Origin of the sequence: Streptomyces sp. IBSBF 3136 (genome assembly GCF_036815105.1) — a bacterium.
In the GTDB taxonomy this organism is placed as follows: domain Bacteria; phylum Actinomycetota; class Actinomycetes; order Streptomycetales; family Streptomycetaceae; genus Streptomyces.
This window is the reverse complement of the sequence record NZ_JAJSZC010000054.1, coordinates 14,528-35,555: the sequence shown is the minus strand read 5'-3', so window position 1 is coordinate 35,555 and position 21,028 is coordinate 14,528. Positions and strand designations below refer to the sequence as shown.

19 protein-coding genes, 2 tRNA genes, 1 pseudogene and 1 riboswitch are annotated in these 21,028 nt (G+C 69.1%); of the genes and pseudogenes, 14 read left to right on the top strand and 8 right to left on the bottom strand.

Annotation, left to right across the window (positions count from 1 at the left end):
* Positions 1–11: 11 nt before the first annotated feature.
* Positions 12–1,217: an MFS transporter gene (locus tag V7E45_RS14560; protein ID WP_333774564.1), complete on the bottom strand. Its 1,206-nt coding sequence runs from the start codon at positions 1,215–1,217 to the stop codon at positions 12–14.
* Positions 1,218–1,339: 122 nt separating this feature from the next.
* On the opposite strand from V7E45_RS14560, the gene V7E45_RS14555 reads away from it, so the two are divergent.
* Positions 1,340–1,933, top strand: a complete 594-nt coding sequence (locus V7E45_RS14555) for a TetR family transcriptional regulator (RefSeq protein ID WP_333774563.1) — start codon at positions 1,340–1,342, stop codon at positions 1,931–1,933.
* On the opposite strand, the gene V7E45_RS14550 is transcribed toward V7E45_RS14555, so the two are convergent.
* Positions 1,930–6,348, bottom strand: a complete 4,419-nt coding sequence (locus V7E45_RS14550) for a hybrid sensor histidine kinase/response regulator (protein ID WP_333774562.1) — start codon at positions 6,346–6,348, stop codon at positions 1,930–1,932. The genes V7E45_RS14555 and V7E45_RS14550 overlap by 4 nt on opposite strands.
* A gap of 234 nt (positions 6,349–6,582) precedes the next feature.
* A complete protein-coding gene (locus V7E45_RS14545) occupies positions 6,583–7,137 on the bottom strand; it encodes an SSI family serine proteinase inhibitor (protein ID WP_333774561.1) in 555 nt (184 codons plus the stop codon).
* A 182-nt stretch (positions 7,138–7,319) separates the two neighbouring features.
* On the opposite strand from V7E45_RS14545, the gene V7E45_RS14540 reads away from it, so the two are divergent.
* A tRNA-Ser gene (locus V7E45_RS14540) sits at positions 7,320–7,410 on the top strand.
* A gap of 216 nt (positions 7,411–7,626) precedes the next feature.
* A tRNA-Arg gene (locus tag V7E45_RS14535) sits at positions 7,627–7,699 on the top strand.
* 77 nt (positions 7,700–7,776) lie between these two features.
* Here V7E45_RS14535 and V7E45_RS14530 read toward each other — a convergent pair.
* Together V7E45_RS14530 and V7E45_RS14525 are read right to left on the bottom strand one after the other, a co-directional pair.
* A pseudogene (locus V7E45_RS14530) lies at positions 7,777–8,268 on the bottom strand (tyrosine-type recombinase/integrase); the annotation flags it as partial.
* A gap of 220 nt (positions 8,269–8,488) precedes the next feature.
* Positions 8,489–9,277, bottom strand: a complete 789-nt coding sequence (locus tag V7E45_RS14525) for a GntR family transcriptional regulator (RefSeq protein ID WP_333774560.1) — start codon at positions 9,275–9,277, stop codon at positions 8,489–8,491.
* A gap of 109 nt (positions 9,278–9,386) precedes the next feature.
* Here V7E45_RS14525 and V7E45_RS14520 point away from each other — a divergent pair, with 109 nt between their 5' ends.
* From V7E45_RS14520 to V7E45_RS14485, 8 genes are all read left to right on the top strand, one after another.
* Positions 9,387–9,794 (top strand): NUDIX hydrolase, encoded by a 408-nt coding sequence (locus V7E45_RS14520; RefSeq protein WP_333774572.1) that lies wholly within the window; start codon positions 9,387–9,389, stop codon positions 9,792–9,794.
* Between the two features lie 46 nt (positions 9,795–9,840).
* Entirely contained in the window at positions 9,841–10,269 is a 429-nt protein-coding gene (locus V7E45_RS14515) for an ATP-binding protein (RefSeq protein ID WP_333774559.1), read from the top strand.
* On the top strand, positions 10,263–10,634 hold the full coding sequence (locus V7E45_RS14510) for a hypothetical protein (RefSeq protein ID WP_333774558.1): 372 nt from the start codon (positions 10,263–10,265) through the stop codon (positions 10,632–10,634). Before V7E45_RS14515 ends, V7E45_RS14510 begins: the two co-directional genes overlap by 7 nt.
* Before the next feature lie 590 nt (positions 10,635–11,224).
* Positions 11,225–11,905 (top strand): hypothetical protein, encoded by a 681-nt coding sequence (locus V7E45_RS14505; protein ID WP_333774557.1) that lies wholly within the window; start codon positions 11,225–11,227, stop codon positions 11,903–11,905.
* 41 nt (positions 11,906–11,946) lie between these two features.
* Positions 11,947–13,044, top strand: coding sequence for an XRE family transcriptional regulator (locus V7E45_RS14500; protein ID WP_333774556.1), 1,098 nt, complete (start codon positions 11,947–11,949; stop codon positions 13,042–13,044).
* Between the two features lie 358 nt (positions 13,045–13,402).
* Positions 13,403–14,851 carry a hypothetical protein gene (locus V7E45_RS14495; RefSeq protein ID WP_333774555.1) on the top strand — a complete coding sequence of 483 codons (1,449 nt, stop codon included), beginning with the start codon at positions 13,403–13,405 and terminating at the stop codon, positions 14,849–14,851.
* A gap of 133 nt (positions 14,852–14,984) precedes the next feature.
* Positions 14,985–15,299: a hypothetical protein gene (locus V7E45_RS14490; RefSeq protein WP_333774554.1), complete on the top strand. Its 315-nt coding sequence runs from the start codon at positions 14,985–14,987 to the stop codon at positions 15,297–15,299.
* Between the two features lie 219 nt (positions 15,300–15,518).
* Positions 15,519–15,875, top strand: a complete 357-nt coding sequence (locus V7E45_RS14485; protein ID WP_333774553.1) for a hypothetical protein — start codon at positions 15,519–15,521, stop codon at positions 15,873–15,875.
* Between the two features lie 243 nt (positions 15,876–16,118).
* Here the strand turns inward: V7E45_RS14485 and V7E45_RS14480 are convergent, their stop codons facing one another.
* A complete protein-coding gene (locus tag V7E45_RS14480) occupies positions 16,119–16,397 on the bottom strand; it encodes a hypothetical protein (RefSeq protein ID WP_333774552.1) in 279 nt (92 codons plus the stop codon).
* A 6-nt stretch (positions 16,398–16,403) separates the two neighbouring features.
* Positions 16,404–16,589, bottom strand: a riboswitch (cyclic di-AMP (ydaO/yuaA leader).
* Between the two features lie 826 nt (positions 16,590–17,415).
* Here V7E45_RS14480 and V7E45_RS14475 point away from each other — a divergent pair.
* On the top strand, positions 17,416–17,832 hold the full coding sequence (locus tag V7E45_RS14475; RefSeq protein ID WP_333774551.1) for a DUF6234 family protein: 417 nt from the start codon (positions 17,416–17,418) through the stop codon (positions 17,830–17,832).
* Here V7E45_RS14475 and V7E45_RS14470 read toward each other — a convergent pair.
* Together V7E45_RS14470 and V7E45_RS14465 are read right to left on the bottom strand one after the other, a co-directional pair.
* Positions 17,829–18,101, bottom strand: a complete 273-nt coding sequence (locus tag V7E45_RS14470; RefSeq protein ID WP_333774550.1) for a tyrosine-type recombinase/integrase — start codon at positions 18,099–18,101, stop codon at positions 17,829–17,831. The two genes, V7E45_RS14475 and V7E45_RS14470, sit on opposite strands and share 4 nt — an antisense overlap.
* A 987-nt stretch (positions 18,102–19,088) precedes the next feature.
* Entirely contained in the window at positions 19,089–19,580 is a 492-nt protein-coding gene (locus V7E45_RS14465; protein WP_333774549.1) for a MarR family winged helix-turn-helix transcriptional regulator, read from the bottom strand.
* An 81-nt stretch (positions 19,581–19,661) separates the two neighbouring features.
* Between V7E45_RS14465 and V7E45_RS14460 the strand changes: the two genes are divergently transcribed.
* Both V7E45_RS14460 and V7E45_RS14455 read left to right on the top strand, forming a co-directional pair.
* On the top strand, positions 19,662–20,021 hold the full coding sequence (locus V7E45_RS14460; RefSeq protein WP_333774548.1) for an HGxxPAAW family protein: 360 nt from the start codon (positions 19,662–19,664) through the stop codon (positions 20,019–20,021).
* 114 nt (positions 20,022–20,135) lie between these two features.
* Complete coding sequence (locus V7E45_RS14455) at positions 20,136–21,008, top strand: DUF2797 domain-containing protein (protein ID WP_333774547.1); 873 nt, start codon at positions 20,136–20,138, stop codon at positions 21,006–21,008.
* The last annotated feature ends 20 nt before the right edge of the window (positions 21,009–21,028 follow it).

The window sequence follows — 21,028 nt, the reverse complement described above, 5'->3', positions numbered from 1 at the left end:
CGCGGCCGCCGTCACCGACGGGCCGCCGTGCTCCCCCAGCCCAGCACCAGCCAGATCCCCGCCACCGCGCTGACCCCGCCCCAGCCCCAGTGGGCGTAGGCGAGACCGGCCAGGACGGAGGCGAGGGCACCGCCGGTGAAGCCGGCGACCACGTAGGCGGTGTTGGCGGTGGCCGGCGCGGAGGTGGTCGTCAGGGCCAGCGTCTGATTGGCCACGTGGGAGGCGACCAGGGCGGCGTGCAGGGCGACGGCGGCCACGAACAGCGCGACGAGGATCTGACCGCCGAGCCAGAACAGCGGCACGGAGACGGCGGCCAGCAGATAGGCGTACCGCACGACCTGGGCGGCGCCGAAGCGGTCGACGAGGCCGCCCGCGAGCGGGGCCACCGCGGTGGCCGTGAGGCCGAAGAGGCCGAACAGGCCGGCGGTCGCGGTCGACAGGCCGTAGGCCGGGCCGGTCAGCAGCAGGGCGAGCGAGGTCCACAGAGCGCTCCAGGCGCCGAACATCCCGGCCTGCCGCACGCACGCCCGCCACAGGTCCGGGGAACGGCGGACGAGTCCGGGCAGTTCGGCGATGCCCGAGAACAGCGCCCCTGTCCGGTGGCGCCGCTCCCGCGGCAGGGCCAGGGCGGTGGCCAGGCCCAGGACGAGGGTCAGCACGCCGGATCCGGCGAACACCCAGCGCCAGCCGAAGGCCTGCCCGGCCAGACCGCCGGCCACCCGGGCCGCGACGATCCCGGTGAACAGACCGGCGATGACGGCCGCGACATGGCGCGCCCGGCGGTGGGCCGGGGCGCGTGCGGCGACCAGCGGGACCAGCAGTTGCGGGATCACGGTGGCCGCGGCGGCCACGAAGACGGCGGCCGCGAGTGCGGCGGCGCCGGGCGCGGCCGCACCGAGCCACAGCGCGGCCGCGGTGGCCAGCGAGAGCAGGGCGACCAGCGGGCGCCGGTCGACCCGGTCGCCGAGCGGGGCGAAGAAGAGGAGTCCGGCCGCGTAGCCGAACTGGGCGACCGAGGCGATCCAGGTGACGGCGGAGGGGGCGGTGCCGAAGTCGTGGGCGATGAGCGGCAGCAGCGGCGCCGCGAGGTAGATGTTGGCGGCCGTGACGGCGGTGCAGACGGCGATCAGCAGGAGGAAGAGCCGGCCGGAGGCGGCCCGTTCGGGGACGGGGACCCGGGTGCGCGGTCCCTGGTGGGTGGTGGTCGCTGACGGCATGAGCGGCGGCACTCCTTGGAGTCGACTCTCGTAACCAACTGGTTGGTTGCCTCAACAGACTGCACCGCTCGCCAATTCCATGTCAACCAAACAGTTGGTTACTTGGGCGGTACGCTGACCGCATGGGAGCAGTCAGGGACCCCGAGGCCACCCGGGCCCGCATCTTCGAGGCGGCGGTCGCCGAGTTCGCCCGGCACGGCATCGCGGGCGCCCGCATCGACCGCATCGCGGCCGCTGCCAAGGCCAACAAGCAGCTGATCTACGCCTACTTCGGCAACAAGGCGGAGCTGTTCACCCAGGTCCTGGGCCGGTGCATGGTCGATCTGGCCGCGGCCGTGCCCGTCGACCCCGACGACATCGGGGGCTGGGTCGACCGGCTCCTCGACTACCACGCGGCCCACCCCGAACTGCTGCGCCTGCTCTTCTGGGAAGGCATCGAGTACGGCAGCGCCGAACTGCCCGACGAGACCGAGCGCCAGGACCACTACGCCCGCAAGGTCGCCGCGATCGAGGACGGCCAGGCCCGCGGGGTCATCACCGACGCCATCCCCCCGGGCGACCTGCTCTTCCTCCTGGTCGCCCTCGCCAACTGGACCGCCGTCGTCCCGCAGATGCGGCGCGTCCTCACCGGCGGCGAGGACTCCGACCGCGCGCGGCTGCGCGCCTCGATCAAGGAGGCGGCCCGCCGGTTGGTCGCCCCCGGGGGCACGTCCTAGTTGGTGCCGATGCCGGCCAGCAGGTCCACGATCCGCGCCTGCACCTCGGGGCTGGTGGACCGCTCCGCGAGGAACAGCACCGTCTCGCCCGAGGCCAGCCGCGGCAGGTCGGCCTGGTCGACGGCGGCGGTGTAGACGACCAGCGGGGTGCGGTTGAGCTGCCCGTTCGCCCGCAGCCAGTCGATGATCCCGCTGAACCCGGCCTGCCGGCGGTGCACCTGCATCAGGTCCATCACCACGAGATTGGGCCGGAACTGCCCCGCCAGCGTCACCGCGTCGTTGTCGCTCGCGGCCCGCGCCACCTGCATCCCGCGCCGCTCCAGGGTCGCGGTCAGCGCCAGCGCGATCTCCGCGTGCTCCTCGATCAGCAGGACCCGCGGCGGGTGCTGCTCGCTGTCCCGCGGCGCCAGCGCCTTCAGCAGCACGGCGGGGTCGGCGCCGTACGCCGCCTCGCGCGTCGCCTGCCCGAGCCCGGCCGTGACCAGCACCGGCACCTCGGCCGCGACCGCCGCCTGGCGCAGCGACTGCAGCGCGGTACGGGTGATCGGACCGGTCAGCGGGTCGACGAACAGCGCGGCGGGGAAGGCCGCGATCTGGGCGTCGACCTCCTCGCGCGAGTGCACGATCACCGGCCGGTAGCCACGGTCGCTCAGCGCCTGCTGGGTCGTCACGTCCGGCGCGGGCCACACCAGCAGCCGGCGCGGGTTGTCCAGCGGCTCCGGCGGCAGCTCGTCGTCCAGCGGCTGCGGGCGCGGGGTGTCCGCGACCTCGACCGCCCCGCCGGGACCGTCCAGCGGCTCGGGACCCTCGGCCGCGTTCGCGTCGGGGGCGCCTATGGCGTACGACCGTCCGGCGCCCTCGGTGGCCGGGGCGAGCCGGGACTGACCGGCCAGCGAGGGCTGCGCGGGCGGCTGTTCGGCCGACGGGTGCGGGCGGCCCGGCTGCTCCGGCTGCTGCTCCGGCTGCGCGGCCGGGTCGGGGCGCGTGCCCAGCTTGCGCCTGCGGCCGGAGCCGCCCGGCGCGTGCGGGGGCGGGGTCGCCGTCGGCAGCTGCACCTGTGCCGCCTGCCGGGCGAACGGCACGCCCTGGCCGAGTGTGCGCACGCTGATGGCCCGGCCCTGGGTGGAGTTGGGGTCGACCGCGGGTCCCGGCGCCTCGGCGGGCAACGGCTGGGCCGCCCGCTGCGCGCCGGTGTGCTCCGCGGGGAGCGGGGCGCCGGGCGCGGGGGTGGCGGAGCCGGGCTGCGCGGCCTGCGGCGCGGGGCCCGCCTGGGGCACCGGTACGCCCGCACCCGAGGTGCCGTCGCCGCCGGGCCACTGCTGGGGCACCGGGGCGGCGGCCGGCGCGGCCTGTGCCGGGAGCGGCTGACCTGTCCGGGGCGCGGCCGGGTCACCGGCCGGCGGAGCCAGCGGGGCGGGCACGGCGGGCGCCTGCTGCCCCTGGGGCACGGCGGCCTGCGCGGGCACGGCCTGCGCGGGCACCGGTCCGCCGGTAGCGGGCTGCGCCGGAACCGGCTGTCCCGGTGCGACCGGCACGCCCTGACCGGCGGTGCCCTGGGCGGGCACGGTCACGTCCGGTACGGCGGTGCCGGGCGCGGCGGCCTGGGGCGCACCGGTGGGAGGCACCGATGCCTGGGGCACGGCGGTGTGCGGCGCGGCGACCGGCTGACCGGGTGTCGGCTGACCGGGAGCCGGCTGCGCCACCGCGGGACCGCCGGGACCGGCCGGAGCCGCGCTGCCCTGGGCCGGGACACCCGCGCCCGGAACCGGCGGGACCTGCCCGGGCCGAACAGGGGCCGCCTGGACGGGAGCCGCCTGGGCCGGAACGGTTCCGGCGAGCTGGCCCGGCGCGCCGGGGACGGCGGGCGCCGCCTCCACGGCCTCCCCCGGGTGGGCCACGGCCCGCCTGCGGCGACCGGTCGGCGCACTCGTGGGATGCGGCTGCGGCGGGGTGTGGTCCTCGGCCTGGTCGAGCGGTACGGCGTCGTGCCCGCCGTCCTGCCCGGGCGCCCCGTCGGCCGGCACCCGCACCTGGCCGGGCACCTGAACGCCCGGGGTCACGGCCGTACCGGCGCCCGCCGCGGCGTCCGCCGGCTCCGGGGAGCGGTCGGCCTCGGCCGGGGGCAGGGCGAACACCGTACGGGAGCCCGCCTCCTGCGCGGCGGCCCGCTCGGCGGCGGCGGCCAGCGCGCGCCGGCGTCGTCCGGTCGGCTGTCCGTCCTCGCCCTGTACGGGCCCGTCCGGCAGCACCCCGGCCGCCGGCAGCGCGGGCGGCAGGGCGGCCTGCGGTTCGTCGGAGTCACGCCGGGCGCGGCGCCCGGTGGGGGCGGGCACGCCCTGCGGCGGCACGGCCGTGCCGCCGAGTCCGCTGCCCGCGGCGGCGGTTCCCGCGGCGTGCTCGGCCGCGGTCATCACGGCGCCCTCGGAGACACCCGGGTCCGCGTTGTTCTCGGCGGGCCGGCCGCGGCGCCGTCCGGTCCCGCCGGACCCGGTCTCCGGGCCCTCGACGATGGCCGGCGCCGCCTCGACGGCGGCCGCCGCGCGCCGCCGGCGCCGCCCGGTCGGCAGGTTCTCCCCGGCCTCGCCGTCGCCCGGGTCACCGGGAACGTCGCTGTCCAGGAATGCGTCCGTGGAGCCCCGCCGGGCCCGTCGCCGGCCGCCCACGCCCTGCTCGGCGGTCACCGGGCCGTCGGTCGGCCCGGGTGCCGCCTCCAGGGCGTTCCCGGGGGCGGGAGCCGGTGCGGCGACCGCCCCGGCCCCGCCGCCGAGCGGGACCTCCAGGACGTACGCGCTGCCGCTCATGCCGGGCACGTCGTGCGTCTGCAGCACACCGCCGTGCGCGCGCACGATCCCGCGCACCATCGGCTCGTGCACCGGGTCGCCCCCGGTGTACGGCCCGCGCACCTCGATGCGCGCGACCTCGCCGCGCTGCGCGGCCGCGACCACGACCGTGTTGTCCAGGTAACCGCCCGCGGAGACGGGCGTGTTGCCGGTGGCGTCGACGCCCGCCACGTCCGCGACGAGATGCGCGAGCGCGGTGGCGAGCCGCTGCGGGTCGACCTCGGCCTCGATGGGCGGCGCGTGCACGGCGAACTGCACGCGGCCGGGGCCGATCAGCTCGACGGCTCCCTCGACGCCCGCGGCGACGACGGCGTCCAGCATCACCTTCGTACGGGTGATGTCCTCCAGGCCCGCGTCGAGGCGCTGGTAGCCGAGGACGTTGTCGATGAGGGTGGTGATGCGTGAGTACCCGGCCGAGAGGTGGTGCAGCACCTGGTTGGCCTCGGGCCACAGCTGCCCGGCGTCGTCCGCGGCCAGCGCGGCCAGCTCGCGGCGCAGCTCGTCCAGCGGCCCGCGCAGGGACTGGCCGAGCAGCGTGAGGAGCTGCTCGTGCCGGCCGGCCAGGGCCTCGTAGCGGTCCTTCTCCCGCTCGCCGAGCGCGGCGTACCGCTCCTCGCCGGCCGCCAGCTCCTCCTCGTGCTTCTCGCGCAGTTCCTCGACCTCGGTGACGTGCTGCTGGCGCAGCGCGGTCAGGTCGGAGGCGTGCTCCTCGGCGAGCCGCTCCAGCTCCTCGGCGTGCGCCTTCTCCAGCGCGGCCTTCTCCTCGGCGAGGCTGTCGTAGGGGCGCCGGTCGGTGAAGGTCATGACCGCGCCGACGAGCTGGTCGCCGTCGCGCACGGGCGCGGTGGTCAGGTCGACCGACACCTTCCGGTCGCCCTTGGACCACAGCACCTGCCCGCGCACCCGGTGCTTGCGCCCGGAGCGCAGGGTGTCGGCGAGCGGCGACTCGTCGTACGGGAACGGGGAGCCGTCGGCGCGGGAGTGCAGCACGAGGGTGTGCAGCTCCTTGCCGCCCAGCTCACCGGCCCGGTAACCCAGTATCTGGGCGGCGGCCGGGTTGACCAGGACGATCCGCCCGTCGGTGTCGGTGCCCACGACGCCCTCGGACGCGGCCCGCAGGATCATCTCGGTCTGCCGCTGCGAACGGGCCAGCTCGGCCTCGGTGTCCACGGTCCCGGACAGGTCGCGCACGACGAGCATCAGCAGCTCGTCGCCGGTGTAGCCGTAACCGTCGTACGCCTGCTGGCCGTTCTCCAGGTTCGCGCTCGTGACCTCGACCGGGAACTCGGAGCCGTCCGTCCGGCGCGCGACCATCCGGGTCGGCTTGGTCCGGCCGCGCGGGTCCATGTGGTCGGGCCGTCGCATCGAGCCGGGGATCAACCGGGAGTCGAACTGGGGCAGCAGATCGAGCAGCCCGCGCCCCACGAGCGCGGTGCCCGGCGCCTCGAACGCCTCCAGGGCGATCGTGTTGGCGTTGACGACGGTTCCGTTGGCGTTGACCAGGACCAACGCGTCGGGCAGCGCGTCGAGTATGGCTGCGAGGCGAGCAGCGCCTCGGGATGGCCTGCTGCTCACGAGACGCTTCCTCCCTGTTACCGCACCTAGCCGACCGCTCGGGCCATCTTGCCAACCGGCCCGCGGCGTGTCACGCGAGGGAGTCTAAGGGCTTCGGTTGCGCTCGCGACGCCGGATGAGAGGGAGGTCGCACGAGGAAGTGACGGCGAACATGTGACCGCAGGGTTCCCCGGCGGGGCCCACGGGCCCCGGCTCCGCAGGTCCTTCGCCGGTCCTTCACGAACCGGGCGGTCCCTAGGAAATCGTCCGCGGGCGCCGTGACGCGGGCTGTCGCGGGGGCTGCCACGGGGTCGTTCGCGAGGTCGTTCCCGAGGAGGAACCGACCCGTGGCAGGAAGGGCACCATGCGGTCCCACCGCGCGATCTCGCACCCGTTGCCGCGGTCGTAGCGGGCGTCGACGGGCCGGCCGGCCCAGGTGCCGGTGACCCGGGCGGTGGCCGGGCCGCCGTAGATCAGGGTGCAGACGCTGTCCGGGTCCACCGGGGCGAAGGTGTCCCGGCCCCACTGGGTGTTCGCGTCCAGCACCCGGCAGGCGCCCGCCACGTCCGGGTGACGGCCGGCCCCCGGGTGGCAGAACAGCTCGTACCTCCCGTCACGGGCCGGGCCCGCGTGCCGCACCACGAGGGTGAGGTGGTCGCCGGCCCGGTCCTCGGGCCGTACGGGCGTGGGGGCGGCGGACGCGGTCGCGGCGGGTACGGCGGTGAGCGCGGCCAGGGTGACCGAGGCGGCGGCGAGAGCGGCGGCCCGGGCGCCGCGCGGGAGGACCGGCAGGAAAGAGACGGAGACCATGTGCTGCCCAACGCCGCCGGGCCCCGCACGTTGCGCCCGACACGCGCCCGCCGCCCCGCCGGCCGAAGCCCTTTGCCCTGTGGCCCTCGCGCCTAGTACCGTGGACGTCGATTGGTGACAGCACGCTCGACTGTGTCATCATCTGCACGCACCGGTCGCGCGCTCGCGTGAGTGGTTGTGCTGGAGGCGTCGCCTAGTCCGGTCTATGGCGCCGCACTGCTAATGCGGTTTGGGCCTTAAAGCCCATCGAGGGTTCAAATCCCTCCGCCTCCGCGCCTGATCCCGAAGCCCCGGTCCCAAGGACCGGGGCTTCGGGCGTTCCCCGGCCGGTGTCCGTAGGCCCCCCGATCCGGCCCCGGATCGGTGTTTTCGCAGGTCGCAAGGGGTATGCGAATCGGATTTCACATGACGGCGGCAGTCATGTAATGTTCTTCCTGTCGCCGCGAGCGGGCCGAAAGGGCCGGGAGCGAAGGCAAAACAAAAGAACAAGCACTCGTAGCTTAACGGATAGAGCATCTGACTACGGATCAGAAGGTTGCAGGTTCGAATCCTGCCGAGTGCACACAGATCAGAGGCCCCGGAGAGATCCGGGGCCTCTGGCGTTTCAGGGTCGTACAGCAGCTGAGTACAGCAACGGCATCAGCCGGCGCCGCCCATGGCATCGGAGAGCTTGCCGACCGCGGCCCGCACCTCTTCCTCGCTGGCTTCGGCGTAGACCTCCATCGTCATGGCGATCTGTGAGTGCCGCAGGATCCGCTGCGCGACTTTCGGGTGCACCTTGAGCGCCACCAGGAGCGAGCTGCAGGTGTGCCGAGTGTTCCGGAGCGGGATCACGCGGAGCCCGGCGCGCCGGGCCCGCAGGGCGAACATGCGGGTCAGGTTCCCCGGCTCGATCGGCGTTCCGTACTTCGTGGTGAAGATCAGCCCACGAGTGTCCTGCCACAGCTCCCCGGCCGCCTTCCGGTCCCCGGTCTGCTGGGCCCGCCGCATCCGGAGCGCCCGCAGACAGAACTCGGGGAGCGGAAGGAAGTCGTCGGACTCCTCCGTCTTGGTCTCCCGGTGGAGGATCTGCCGGCCCGCGCGCTGGATCTGGTGATCCACGTACAGCTCACCAGCCTCGAAGGCGATCGCCCTTTGTGAGGAGGATCGTCGCGGCGGAGGTCTCAACGCGGATGGTGCGCAAGGTACTGCCAATATCTACTCGTCTATACAAGAGTCGATCCGTGAGCCCGATCTCCGGGATCACGTGGATCACCTTGCCACACAACTTGCCCACTCGTCTATACGAGTAAGCGTGTCGGTGTGTACGAGTTCGGAGAAGCGTCCCCGCGCACTACCGCCACTCCTGGGATCAGGTCGCCGGGAGCTGGTACGACAGGACGTACGCGTCCGCCGCCATGACTGTGTCGCAGACCTCGACGGCGCGTCCCTCGGTGTCGAAGGCGGTCCGGATCAGGTGGATGACAGGCACGCCGGCCGCCAGGTGCAGGAGCTTGACCTCTGCGGGCGAGGGCATGCGGGCGCGGATCTCTTCCTCGAAGTGGTCGAGGTGGTGCCCCAGCTCTTCGAGGCGGGCGTAGATGCCGCCGGGACCGGGGTTGGGCTCGGCGATAGGTGTGCCGCGGGTGATGTCGAGCGGGAGGTAGGAGGTCGCGAACTCGACCGGCCGCCCGTCGAGGAGATACCGGCGCCGACGAGCGAGGACGCGCCGCACCGACCCGAGCCGGGTGGAGATGTCCTGACTGGGCTTCTCCTCCTTGACCTCAAGGCTGTCGACCGTCGGATGACTGCCTGCGGCGTCGGCCTCCACGATGAAGGCGGACTTGCCCTGCTCGCGGTGGCGCCGGGCGAACCGGTCGGAGGCGAGCCGGCGCACCGGGGGACGCGGCCGGACGAAGACGCCCTTGCCGTGCTCGGCGTGCACCAGGCCCTCGCCCGTGAGGACGGAGAAGGAGTTCCGGACGGTCATCCGGGAGACGCCGTAGTGCTCGACCAGCTCGGCTTCGGAGGGCAGCTTCTCGCCCTCACGGAATCGCCCACGGTCGATTGCCTCGCGCAGCTGGTCGGCGATCTGCCGGAAGACCGCACGATCGCTCGTGGGGTCGAGATCACCGAGGAGGCCCGAAGGAAGAGGGCTCACGTGAGTACTCCTTTAGGTATCTAGACGAGTGGGCGAGTTCTGTTGCTACGGTGGAGAGCCTAGCCAGCCGAGAGGGCCGAGGAACGTGAGCACTGAACGCCCGCACTCCGTGAGCGTTGCCGGGGTCGTCGTGGACGACCAGGGCCGGGCCCTCCTGATCCTGCGCCGGGACAACGGCCACTGGGAGCCGCCGGGCGGCATCCTCGAACGCGAGGAGACCATCCCGGAAGCCCTTCAGCGCGAAGTCCTCGAAGAGACCGGCATCAAGATCGCGCTTCCCGCGACTCTGACCGGCGTCTACAAGAACATGACGGGCTTGATCGTCTCGCTGGTCTTCCGCTGTGAAGCCGCCGACGGTGTGCCCACCACCGGTGACGAGACCTGCGCGCTGCGCTGGGCCACCCGCGAAGAGGTCACCGAGCTTGCCGACGAGGCGTACTCGATCCGCGTCCTGGACGCACTCGACGCGACGACCCCGCCGGCCATCCGCGCCCACGACGGCGTGAAACTCGTCTAGCCCGAACCCGCTGCACATGGCGGCCTACCAGCGTAAGGGAACTTGTATGCACGAGTATACGAGTGCAGCTCGGGTCTGGGGGCTGAGTTGCCCAGGATCCCCAGAAGAGGTGAGCCGGGCCCGCCGATGGACCCGTGACATCCTGCGCGGCTCCCCCTTAGCCGACGACGCCGAACTGATCGTGAGCGAGCTGAGCGCGAACGCGATCCTTCACACGGCGAGCGGCCGGGAGCACGGCACCTTCCACCTGGCCGTCGCGGTCTCCGCTCAGGTGGTGGCGGTCTCGGTCACGGACGACGGCGGCACGGGGACGGCCCCGAAGGTCGAGCACCAGGACCAGGACGCCGAGCACGGCCGGGGCCTGGGCATGGTGAGCGTCATCGCTCACCGGGTCGTCGTCCACAACAGCGACCAGGGCCACACGGTCACCGCGGAGCTGTACGCGGACGCTCGGCGTGGAGGCTTCCCATGCTGATGACGCCACCGCAGCGGGGCTACTGGTGTGAGTGCTGGACCGGGGAGTGGCCGCCGGCACTGCTGGCATCGTTCGACGCCTACTCCGCGCCGCAGGCGGACCGTTGGGTAGCGGTCGTACTCCGCACGATCTCACCGGCACTGGACGCGGACGCCTCCGACGCGGCGTGGGAGTGGCTGTACGAGGGCCGCATCGAAACGCGTCGAGCCCTGTTGCGGGCGGAGCCGTGCACGGTGTCTGTCACCCACGCCAGGACCCGGATCACGTGGACGATCCGACCGGTGCTCTTCCTGCCGCTGGCCCACCGAAAGGGCACCGAACTACCGGCGTGCGCATACCGTTTCAAGGCCCACGCGACCGACTGAGTTACAACTTTCTCTACTGGTTCAAGCCCCGGCTGCGCTCCGCTCCGCCGGGCGCGCTTCCCGGCTCCGCTGCGGGCGACGCTCCTGCCTTCGGCCCGCTCCGCCCGCGCTGCGCCGACGCGCGCCCACATGTGGATAGGGCCGGCGGCCATGAGTCGGTCACCGCATAGAGCGGCCGCGGTCAAGGCACTGCCTCCGGCGGGGGATCGGCCGGCACCGGGATGGAGGGGCGTCGTTTCCGACCGCGGGCCCGTAGTGGCGTGCGCGGGTGCTCTCATCCCGTCCACCGCCGACCCAGGCAGAGCCGAGCGGGCGTGGTTCAGGGCGTCAAGGTCGTTCGTACAGTGGCGCGCTCCACCTTGACGCCCTGAACCACGCCCGCTCCACGGTGTGTGGGTCGACGGCGGACGGGATGAGAGCGGGGCGAGTGGTGGGCGAGGCACCGTGCTCCCTCATCCAGTGCGTGAATGACCTGTACAGAACGGTACTTGACTACACATCACACACGCGAGTGTCAGTGGCGCACGCTACGCTTATAAAAATCGCCCCTCACCTGAGGGAGCGTTCTTATAACCCCACGGGAGGGGTGTGTGAGCGCGAACGCCTGGGCCAGACCCGATGCACGCGGTGGCCATGAAGCTGAGCTCGCGGAGTTGGGCCTGAAGTACGAGTACTTCGAGCGCCTCATCAGCGAAGGAGAAGAAGCCCGGGCCGGCGCCACGGAAGACGACGCCAACAACGCTGCGGGCACGATGGATTACTTCGCCCGAGTGCGCACGCTGCGCTACCTGCTCCGGACTGAGGGGCAGTGGAAGCGGTACGACCCCAAGCAGTCTCCGCTCAGCGTCAACCCCGACAGGACGATGGCCATCGGTGTCCTGCTGGGCGATGCTCGTACCGGCCTGCCCGGGAACCCGCAGCCGCGGAGTCACAGGCCGGCGGGGGTGGCGAAGGAGTCGTTGGTGGCTCGCAACCAGGATCTTGACCCCGGCCTCTTCCCGTTGCCCCCGCAGGATGATCCCGAAGCGGAACTCACCGACGACGAGTATGCGCGGTTGACTACCTGGTACTTGTTGACCTACCGGTACGCGGCGAGGAAGCAGGGCTTCATCGAGGTGCGGAGCGAGCTGTCCCTCCCCAGTAGGGTGGGAGCCCAGGGCAAGATCGACAGCTGGGACCGGAGGATCATCCTCCCCGCCATTCGATTCAAAAAGACGTTCGATTACCCTGACGGTGACACCGGCTTCGACGTTCCCGTTGAAGAGTGGTGAGATAGGGGCATTCCGGTCATATGTGAGGGTGGCGGTAGTAGATGGTTTTTTCTTCCTCGCGTATCGCCATCGCTCGCAAGCGAAGGGGGCTCACCCTCGCGGATCTCAGCGAGCGGGTGGGGGTGAGCCTCCAAAGCCTATCCAACTACGAGACGGGCCGCACAGATCCGACCCGCGAGACGCTCGCGAAAATGTCAGCTGCACTGGATTTTCCAGAGTCATTTTTCCGGAAACCTGACGTTGAGATCTTGCCTCCAGATGCTGTGTCATTCCGTGCTCGAAGTAAGCTAGCTGCGGCTCCAAGAGACGCCGCATTGGCTGCTAGCACCCTGGCATTGGAGCTTAATGAGTGGATCGAAGTTCGCTACAAGCTTCCGGCTGCCCAACTTCCGACTCTAGGTCGTCTAGATCCAGAGGGTGCGGCAAATGTCTTGCGCACGCGTTGGGGTCTCGATGATACTCCGATCTCCAACATGGTTCACTTGGTCGAATCGCGCGGAGTTCGCGTCTTCTCTTTGCCGCCGGAGTTTGCCGAGGTCGACGCATTTTCGTTCTGGCGAAATGGCACGCCGTTTATCTTCTTGAGCACGCTAAAGAGTCCGGAGCGTGGGCGATTCGATGTGGCTCATGAGCTGGGTCACCTCGTGCTGCACGGGGAGGAGCGGGGTCTTCAGGGGCCACCGGCAGAGAAGGAAGCAAATGCTTTCGCAAGCGCCTTTCTTATGCCCGAAGCCAGCGTAAGAAGTTATATTCCCAAATCTCCACTCCCGTCTCAGATCATCAGCGCCAAGAAGATTTGGAAAGTTGCAGCAATGGCGCTCACCTATAGGCTGCACGATCTCGAAATGCTTTCCGATTGGCATTATCGTAAGGCCTGTATTGAGTTGAGCAAGCAGGGTTATCGGTCATCTGAGCCTCGCGGTATCCCGACTCGCGAGAAGTCTCAATTGCTGGAAAAGGTGTTTAACTTGGCGCAAGTGAAGGGTATTTCAACGCGCCAAGTGGCGGACGAGCTAAACGTCAGTACTCAAGAGCTCAGTAGCTGGATATTCGGACTAGTAGTCACCATTCGGGCGGGCTCAGGGCGACCCGTGCCCCCTACGTCGGCTGCCAGGCCCCGACTATCCGTCGTCAGGTGAGCGCACCTGTGCGGGGCGCTTAGCGCTGCCTGAAGCCGTGCGGAGGCGATGGACGCCTCACCGATGCGCAACGCGGAAGCGCGGGTCACGCTCGTAGTCACGCGGCGCGTGAGGGCGACTTGGAGCAGGCACTCATCATGGGTGAGAGGGTTCTTGAAGTGGACCGTCAGTCGGTGCCCGTCCCTGATCACGACCAAGTGCGAGCTCACCGCCGAGAGGCGCCGCCGATATAGCTCCGAGCCGGCGGCACAAGACTATCTCGCTCTTGGCGCAAGGAACCGGGAGCTGTCGGATAGCAACCAAGGGAAGTTCGGCGAAACCGGTGGCGAACGCAACCGCCATCCGCCACACTCCTTAGGTGACGTCTGAACCTTCAACCACCGAAGGCAACTCTGTCTATTCAGGCAGGCCCTTTGAACTGGTGACCAGGGTCGAGGATCTGACCCTTCGACTCCTCGGCAGTAATTGGAACACCCCAAATGACCTTTGGCAGTTCCAATTGGATCTCCTTCAGCTGCAACAAGACATACAGAAGGAAATCGCCGCCACGAAATGGCGGCTCAAGACGACTAAAGCTAGCTCCGGGCCACTGGAATCGCTGAAGCTATGTCGATGGCTGGCCAGACGCCTCGGCGATGCCTTCGCATGGGCACTTCTCAACGACAGGCGCTCCCTTTACCCATTTTCAAACAATGACCCGGTTCCGGTTCCACAGGAGGGTCATGGAACCAAGGGTCTCCTAGCGATTTCACAACACCTAGCTAATGACGGTTGGGGATTCCCCCTCCTGCATGACATCACAGATATTATGCGAATCGGGGACGTCACGTTCGTCAAGCCTGATACCAGCGAGAAGCGAACGATCGAGGTTAAAACGCGGCACCTCGGGAACTTCGTCGGCGATGACGGTAAGGATTCGGCGCGCTATAACGTCGACATCAGTTTTTTGGAGATGCGACGAGAAACTTCCGATGCGGACAGTAGCCATGCCCGGCCCCCTCGCCCTACTTCCGGCGACATCGACAGAGCATCCCAGAGCAAGCGCCCCGATAGGAGGATCGGCCGTCAGACGCAACGCATGGCTGATGTAGTCACGCTCAGCGATGCAGAAGTCGACAAGATCTTTGAGGTGTACGGCCGTAAGTCCATCAAAACTTACGTTGACTCAACCCCCAGTCACCATTGGGAGGATGTTAGGCGGATAATCGCGGACGCAAGAAGCACCGGTTACGCGAGCACATGCATAGACGGATCATTCCTGTACGCCGCTGTGTATTCTCCAACAGGACTCACTCCGGAGATCATAGATGATGAACGCTTCGTAACCGACGTGCGAGACTCCGGAATTCTCACAAACGAAGGGCGGCACGAAAGTAGCGTTACGATCTCAACGATTCCCGAGGAGCAGGGACGTGGCGCCCACTTGTATCTCCCCTTCTACCTCTACAAAATTCCCCATGAGGCGATATCTGATCTGATTCACGGCCGCCTCTTCATTACCGTCTTCACTAACGCCGGAAAAATAGCATCGGCGCTTGAGGGGAACGGTATTGAAGTTAGCATTTCAGACGCGAAAAACCCTCTTCACTCCATGGTATTCTCTCATGAAGAAGTAGACAGCGCCGGATTGAGATACCGAGCCGAATTGCGTAACATGCAACGGCACATACGGGAAAGCATTTACGAGTTTCGCGGCGTTAACTATCTGCGAGACATAATCGTTAAGATGCGCAATACTGCAAGCATAGCTGCCAATGAGGTATCACCGCTCAAGCGTGATGACGCGAATCCCACGTCAGGCACCTAGCTTGGACGGCTACAGATGCACAAGACTGCACCGACCTCAGGGGTGTAGCCGGCTAGGTTCCGGCATTGTGTCCCGCGACGAGCGCTGAGAGCCTTTCGGCGAGTGCCTAGGAGTAGGTGCCGGGGAGGGGCGCGTGTCTGTCGTTCTTACAGTCATTCTCGTGATGGCGCTGACATTGTGCGTGATCGGCGTATTGGCCATGACGACTGGGCGCATCGCACTCCCTTGGGTGCGCAAGGGAGTGAAACAGCCTCGCGTATGGAGTGCAGGGACGCTGCTGATCGCGGCGAGCCTCACGGCGGCGTGGCTGGTGCCCTTCCGTGGCCAGAGTCTGCTCATGCTGGCTGGCCTCGGGCTGACTTGCTGGTCCCAGGGCTGGCGTCATCGGGAGAGGCCACAGGGGACTGATCTGTCAAAAACAGCGCTGACATCTGACACCAACGGCTGACACCAACAGCGGCGAACACGACCGCACGAGAGCGGCCCTCAGCGGTCGGTGGACAGTCGTAGGGCTGGGAACCCTCCAGCCCTCAGGTCTTCTGTGATCGACCTGATGAGGATGCGGCCAGATCCTCAAGTAGGCGTCTAAGACGTCGTTTCTTATGGCTGACGCTCGCGCCGTTGACTGACTGCGCGGATGTCAGTGCGGTATGGGAGCCTCCCGGGCATGAGTTACGACCTTGCTGTCTGGGAAGGCGAGAGACCAGCGGATGACAAGACCGCCGGCCAGATCTTCAGCGATCTGTACGACCGCTACATCGATGGGGAGGTGGAGGAGCCTCCCTCCGAACGCATTGCGGCCTACGTCGCTGCGTTGCTTGAGCGGTGGCGCGACATCACCGAGGACGACGAGGACACCTCGCCCTGGTCCACCGGTCCGCTGATCGACGAGGCAAGCGGTCCGCTGATCTACTTCGCCATGCGGTGGAGCATGGCTGAAGAGGCATCGGCCTACGCGGCGGCCGTCGCGCAGTCCATGGGGCTGATCTGCTTCGACGTTCAGCAAGACCGGCTCAGGCCGTGAGCGCGCTACTGGACGGTCTGCACCACTTCGTGACCGCATACTTTGGCTGTGGTGCACAGACTCAGCACCTCGCATCTGAACCGAGTGGGAGCCCACGGTCCGTACACGAAGGGAGGCCCTGACTTGTGAGCCAGGGCCTCCTGTGTGTCCTCAGGTGCCGCTTACACGGGTTCTCCGTGTAGTCCCTCTAGTCGGTCCTAGGGATGGCGGAACGACCAGGTAGAGCTGTGCCGTGCTTGGTGATCAAGACTGTCCCCGGGCGAACCGCACGATCCCGATGATGAAAAGGGTCAGTCCGCTCGTGGCGAGCACTGCCGTGGTACCGGCCTGGTAGTACGAGACCTTCTCCATCGCCCGATGGAGACCGCCTGCAAAGACTCCGCCGAGGAGCCCCACCAGGAGAATGATCGCGGTCTCGTACTTCCGCATCGTCCTGGACTTGTCGTCGTCCTCGTTACTGCCGCCGCCGTTACCGACGTTGCCAGTACCCGGACCCTGTGTGCTGCCGTGTGCCGCACTCATTGCAACCGATCCTTCGTTGATCGCCTGCGAGGTGAGCTGTCGGATTCGGACCGGTTGAGTTGCCCGGCCGCATCCCTGATCGGGACACGGCTTCACCCCTAGCCGCACCAGCGATCGACGCTGGCTTCGGCACCTACCTTGGGTCCCCCGCTCCTGCCGTGTCCGTGTGAAGCGACTGGGCATCCGAACGGCGGCAGGATTCGGCGTTCCGCCCGGACGGCCCCACCGTTCCTGTGATGGGGACTTGTCGTGATGACGGATCTTGACGCACCGATGACCGAAAATCCCAATCGATTCGGTGATTTGTGGCGATGCTCACGGGAGGCACTCAGTGCCACGACATCATCCCTAATTCCCGTTGTGTGCAGGGAAGTTGGGGCTCCGCATGGACACGTTGGCGAGCGCCCCAGGCCGGGGCTCGTACACGCGCGTAGACGGTTCAGAGTTACCGCACGGTACGGCGCCATGTGGATGTAGGGAGCGTCACTTGCCGCACGCCGGTGCGGACCATCAGCGTCCTGCCGTCCTCGTGGAGAGCGGCGGTGCTGCCGTTGTACCGCCCGGATGACGTGAGAAGCGCCCTTGGGAGAGCAGGCAGGGCGGCCGACGATGCCTCGTCGCCGTCACTCGGGAACTGTTCGAGCTTCAGGCCCTCAGCGCGGAGGGGATGCTGCTGTACAGCTACGAAGTACAGCAACGCCAGCAACCGCCAGCGTCCAACGGTGGTCGACCTGCCCCTCCCCGGAGCCTGCATGACCTTCTGTGACCGTCCTACTTAGAGCTACGGATCAGAAGGTTGCAGGTTCGAATCCTGCCGAGTGCACAGCAGACCAGAGGCCCTGTGGAGTGATCCACAGGGCCTCTGGCTTTTGCCTTGACGGCAGTGTTTGACGGCACCGCCTCAGAGGGCGGGTGTAGGGCCGATCAGGGATGTCATGTGGATCATGGGACTCACCTGGGTGGAGCTGAGTACTCCTACTCATGCGCCCGCCTCGCCCGCACGAGCAAGGTGACGAGTATGAACTTACCCGTCGCCCCGCCGGCCTTCGACGCGACCACCGGCCTGGGACAGCGCCCCCGTGCCGACCGGGGCGCGGACATCGGAGCCGGATGCGGTCTGGTGTTCCTGGAGCTGATCGCCCTGGCGGTGATCTTTGGGCTCTGGTTCCTGTCCGGGTTCAACCTCGACCCAGGCAAGACCGTCACGACCGACTCGTTGTGGAACTACCTGGCCGCCGCTGGCGGAGTCGGAGTCCTGGCCATCGCGGCAGCCGCGATCGCCTCGCGGGCCGGGGCCGTCGTGACGGTTGCCACCCAGGCCATCATGGCCGCCCTGATCTGCTTCATCGTCTTCGGTGGGGCTGCGGCGCAGTCCCATCAGGACCGGCTATGCCGCGACATGCCATCAGCCGCGGGCTGCAAGGGCAGCAGCTAGTCGGCCACGAGGACACCGCTCATGCCGTTGTCATCATGCGGCCCGTTGTCGTCAGCTCGCAGGGCGTCCCCGACGCGGTCGAAGGCGGAGCGCTGGGAGTCGAGCCGTACGAAGGTGTAGATGTCCATGGTCACGCGGATCGAGCTGTGGCCGAGGACTTCCATGATCATGCGAGCGTCGGCGCCCTGTTCGTGGAGCAGCGAGGCGCAGGTGTGGCGTAGGTCATGAAGTGGACCTTGCGGACCTTGCGGACGCCGGCACGGACGCACAGGGCGTCGAAGGAGCGATTCAGGTTGCGGGGCTCGACGGGGGTCCCGTTCTTGGTGGTGAAGACTCGGCCCTGACCCGTTCCCTTCCAGTTGGCGCCCGCGGCCTTTCGGTCCGCGATCTGTGGGGCCGCTGGGCGCGGAGCGCCGTCACGCACTCGGACGGCAACGCCACGCGACGGGCCGAGCGCTGCGTCTTCGGCGCGACGATCAGCAGCTCACCGCCGACCCGCTGTAGAGCCTGCCGGACAGTGAGGACCCCTTCCTGGAGATCCACATCCGACCAGCGCAGCCCCAGCAGCTCACCACGCCGCGGGCCGATGCGGATCGCCAGCTCGTACGCGGCCCACAGCCGGTGGGTCGTCCTCGTTCCGGCAACCGTCTGCGCAGAAAGCGTCATCGAGATTCCTGGGCGGCGCCAATGCTCGTCCCGGACTCGGGTCACACCTCCGCTCGCCCTCCGTGTGCTTTCACAGACCGGCATCCTCTCCTTCTGCGGACCGGGGAGGCTGTAGAAACAGCAGAACATGGCTGCACCGGTCACACACCAAGACCCTGGTCCCGCGCTGACGCGCCAGCCTCTTACCCGCCAGACGGACCTTTATGGACAGCGGGTGCATACCCGCGGCAACTCCCTCCGCCCTGACGAGCGGCCCCTCACACAGCGGACATTGAGACGGATAAAGGCCTCGCACTGGCTCACCACTCAGCTCGTCAAGCACCAATGCTCCTTGATCTCCCAGCAGTTCGTAGCCTGGAGGCTATCCATGGCAGACAACACCGATGCGCCGTGGTCCCCACCCCATAGCGTCCCCTTGGGACCGATGCGCGACCTGTATGACCATCCCCGACCGACCTCTGCAGAGCTGCGGATCAGAAGGTTGCAGGTTCGAATCCTGCCGAGTGCACACAGACCGAAGGCCCCGGAGAGATTCGGGGCCTTCGGCGGTTTCGCCGGGCCGGGCCGGGCGGCCCCTCGGGGGCCGGGGGTCAGCACTCCTCCTCGGGGTCGTTCCGGTTCAGCTTCTCCAGGTAGTCGTGGGCCAGGGCCGTCGCCCGGGTGAACCAGTCGGTGATGATCGCCAGTTCCGCGGGGGAGTAGTCGGCGAACAGGACGGTGAGGCGCTGGTAGTGGCCCGCGTACACCGCCTCGACGCGGGTCACCGCCTCCGGTACGGCGGCCACCCGGACGCGCCGGCGGTCGGCGGGGTCGGGGCGGCGGGTGACGTAGCCGGCGCGTTCGAGGCGGTTGAGGATGCCGGTCACCGCGCCCGTGGTGACGTGCGCGCGGGCCGCGAGGTCGCCGGCCGTGAGCAGGTCCTCCCCCGCCTCCAGCACGAAGGCGAAGCACGTCAGGTCGGTGACGTTCAGTCCCAGCCGCCGGGCCAGTTCCTGCTGCCCGATCAAGTGCGCGGCGATGAGGTGGTCCATTGCCGACAGGGCCTGCGCCGGGGAGGCGGGCGGTCGGGGCGTGCCGTCCATCTTCCTAAATCCCTTAGCTCGTGAGATATTCAGTTCGGTAAATCTCTTAGCCCGTGAGGGAATCTTTCCCGGAGGCACGCCATGAGTCTGTACGAAGAGGGTCACACGATCGCCGGCTGGACCGGCGTCGGTATCGCGACCGTCGGGAGCGCCGTGGTGGGGCTGGGGATCTGCGCAGGCTCGGGGCCGCTCGTGGTGGGCGGTCTGGTGATCGTGGCCGTGAGCGCGCTGGTCACCTGGGCGCTGCATCTGACGGGCTGGGGGAAGCCGCCGGGCATCCGGCCGAGAAGCGAGTGGGGCCTGCGGGTCCGTGACGAGCAGGCCCGGCACGGGCACCCCGGGTGTCTCGGCTGCCGGCTCGCGGGGCGGGGCCGGGCCACGGCCGCCGTGGTGCCGGGGGAGGTCCGCGCGGAACCGGTCCCCGTCCCGGCCGCGGAGTGATCTCCGTCCGGCGCGCCGAGTGATGCCCGTGCGGCGCGCCGAATGATCCCCGCGGCGCCCGCCGGGCGACCGCGCGCCGCCCACTGTCGTACCCGCCTTCTACGCTCGACGGCGATGGCACGGACATGGAGCTGCTCGGGGCTGCGCTGGACGCCGGAGGGCCCCGCACTGGTGTGGGACGGCGGGCGGCGCAGCGCGCTGTCCTGGGGGAAGCGGGTCGCGTTCGCGGTCCCCGCCGACTCGGTGCGGCGCTGCGTCGGGGCGCGCGGGCACGCCTGTCCGGTGCGGGCGGCCGTACCGGAACGGAGCACCGGGGCCCGGTGCGAGGAGTGCGCGCGGCTCGACCGGGCGCACTCCGTGGCCGCCGACACCCTCGCCGACGATCCGCGGCCGTACCGGGTGTACCTGGCGTGGTTCGGGGCCGGCATGGTCAAGGTCGGCATCACCGCCGTCGAGCGCGGTCCCGCACGGCTGCTGGAGCAGGGGGCCGTCTGCTTCAGCTGGCTGGGCACGGGGCCGCTGATGGCCGCGCGGCGCGCCGAGGAGCTGCTGCGGGCGGCCCTGCGGGTCCCGGACCGGATCCCGTACGCCGACAAGCGGGCGGTGCGGGCGGAGTTGCCGGATACCGAGGACGAGCGGGCGTCCGAGGTGAGGGAGTTGCACGCCCGTGCCGTCGCGCTGGGCGGGTGGCCCGAGGCGCTGACCGCCGAACCGTGCCGCCCCGTCGACCACGTGCGCGACTTCGGGCTGGCCGGCGCGCCGGCCGCCGCCGGCGCCGTGGTCCGGCTCGTCGCGGGCGGTGCCCTCGGCGGCCGGCTGGTCGCCGCCGCCGGGCCCGACCTGCACCTGGCGGTCGCCGGACGGGGGGCCGTGGTGCTCGACACCCGGCTGATGACCGGCTGGGAGCTGGTCCCGCTGCCCCCGGCCGCCGACGTCCTCACGCTCCCCGTACGGGAGTTCAGGAGGGAGCAGGACGGCCTGTTCTGACGCCTGTCCCGATCGTGAGG

What these genes read in the sequence shown, in the direction of transcription:
- V7E45_RS14560 (WP_333774564.1), bottom strand. Translation starts at nt 1,217, where the DNA reads ATGCCGTCAGCGACCACCACCCACCAGGGACCGCGCACCCGGGTCCCC.
- V7E45_RS14555 (WP_333774563.1), top strand. Translation starts at nt 1,340, where the DNA reads ATGGGAGCAGTCAGGGACCCCGAGGCCACCCGGGCCCGCATCTTCGAG.
- V7E45_RS14545 (WP_333774561.1), bottom strand. Translation starts at nt 7,137, where the DNA reads ATGGTCTCCGTCTCTTTCCTGCCGGTCCTCCCGCGCGGCGCCCGGGCC.
- V7E45_RS14515 (WP_333774559.1), top strand. Translation starts at nt 9,841, where the DNA reads ATGCACGAGTATACGAGTGCAGCTCGGGTCTGGGGGCTGAGTTGCCCA.
- V7E45_RS14510 (WP_333774558.1), top strand. Translation starts at nt 10,263, where the DNA reads ATGCTGATGACGCCACCGCAGCGGGGCTACTGGTGTGAGTGCTGGACC.
- V7E45_RS14500 (WP_333774556.1), top strand. Translation starts at nt 11,947, where the DNA reads ATGGTTTTTTCTTCCTCGCGTATCGCCATCGCTCGCAAGCGAAGGGGG.
- V7E45_RS14485 (WP_333774553.1), top strand. Translation starts at nt 15,519, where the DNA reads ATGAGTTACGACCTTGCTGTCTGGGAAGGCGAGAGACCAGCGGATGAC.
- V7E45_RS14480 (WP_333774552.1), bottom strand. Translation starts at nt 16,397, where the DNA reads ATGAGTGCGGCACACGGCAGCACACAGGGTCCGGGTACTGGCAACGTC.
- V7E45_RS14475 (WP_333774551.1), top strand. Translation starts at nt 17,416, where the DNA reads ATGAACTTACCCGTCGCCCCGCCGGCCTTCGACGCGACCACCGGCCTG.
- V7E45_RS14465 (WP_333774549.1), bottom strand. Translation starts at nt 19,580, where the DNA reads ATGGACGGCACGCCCCGACCGCCCGCCTCCCCGGCGCAGGCCCTGTCG.
- V7E45_RS14460 (WP_333774548.1), top strand. Translation starts at nt 19,662, where the DNA reads ATGAGTCTGTACGAAGAGGGTCACACGATCGCCGGCTGGACCGGCGTC.
- V7E45_RS14455 (WP_333774547.1), top strand. Translation starts at nt 20,136, where the DNA reads ATGGCACGGACATGGAGCTGCTCGGGGCTGCGCTGGACGCCGGAGGGC.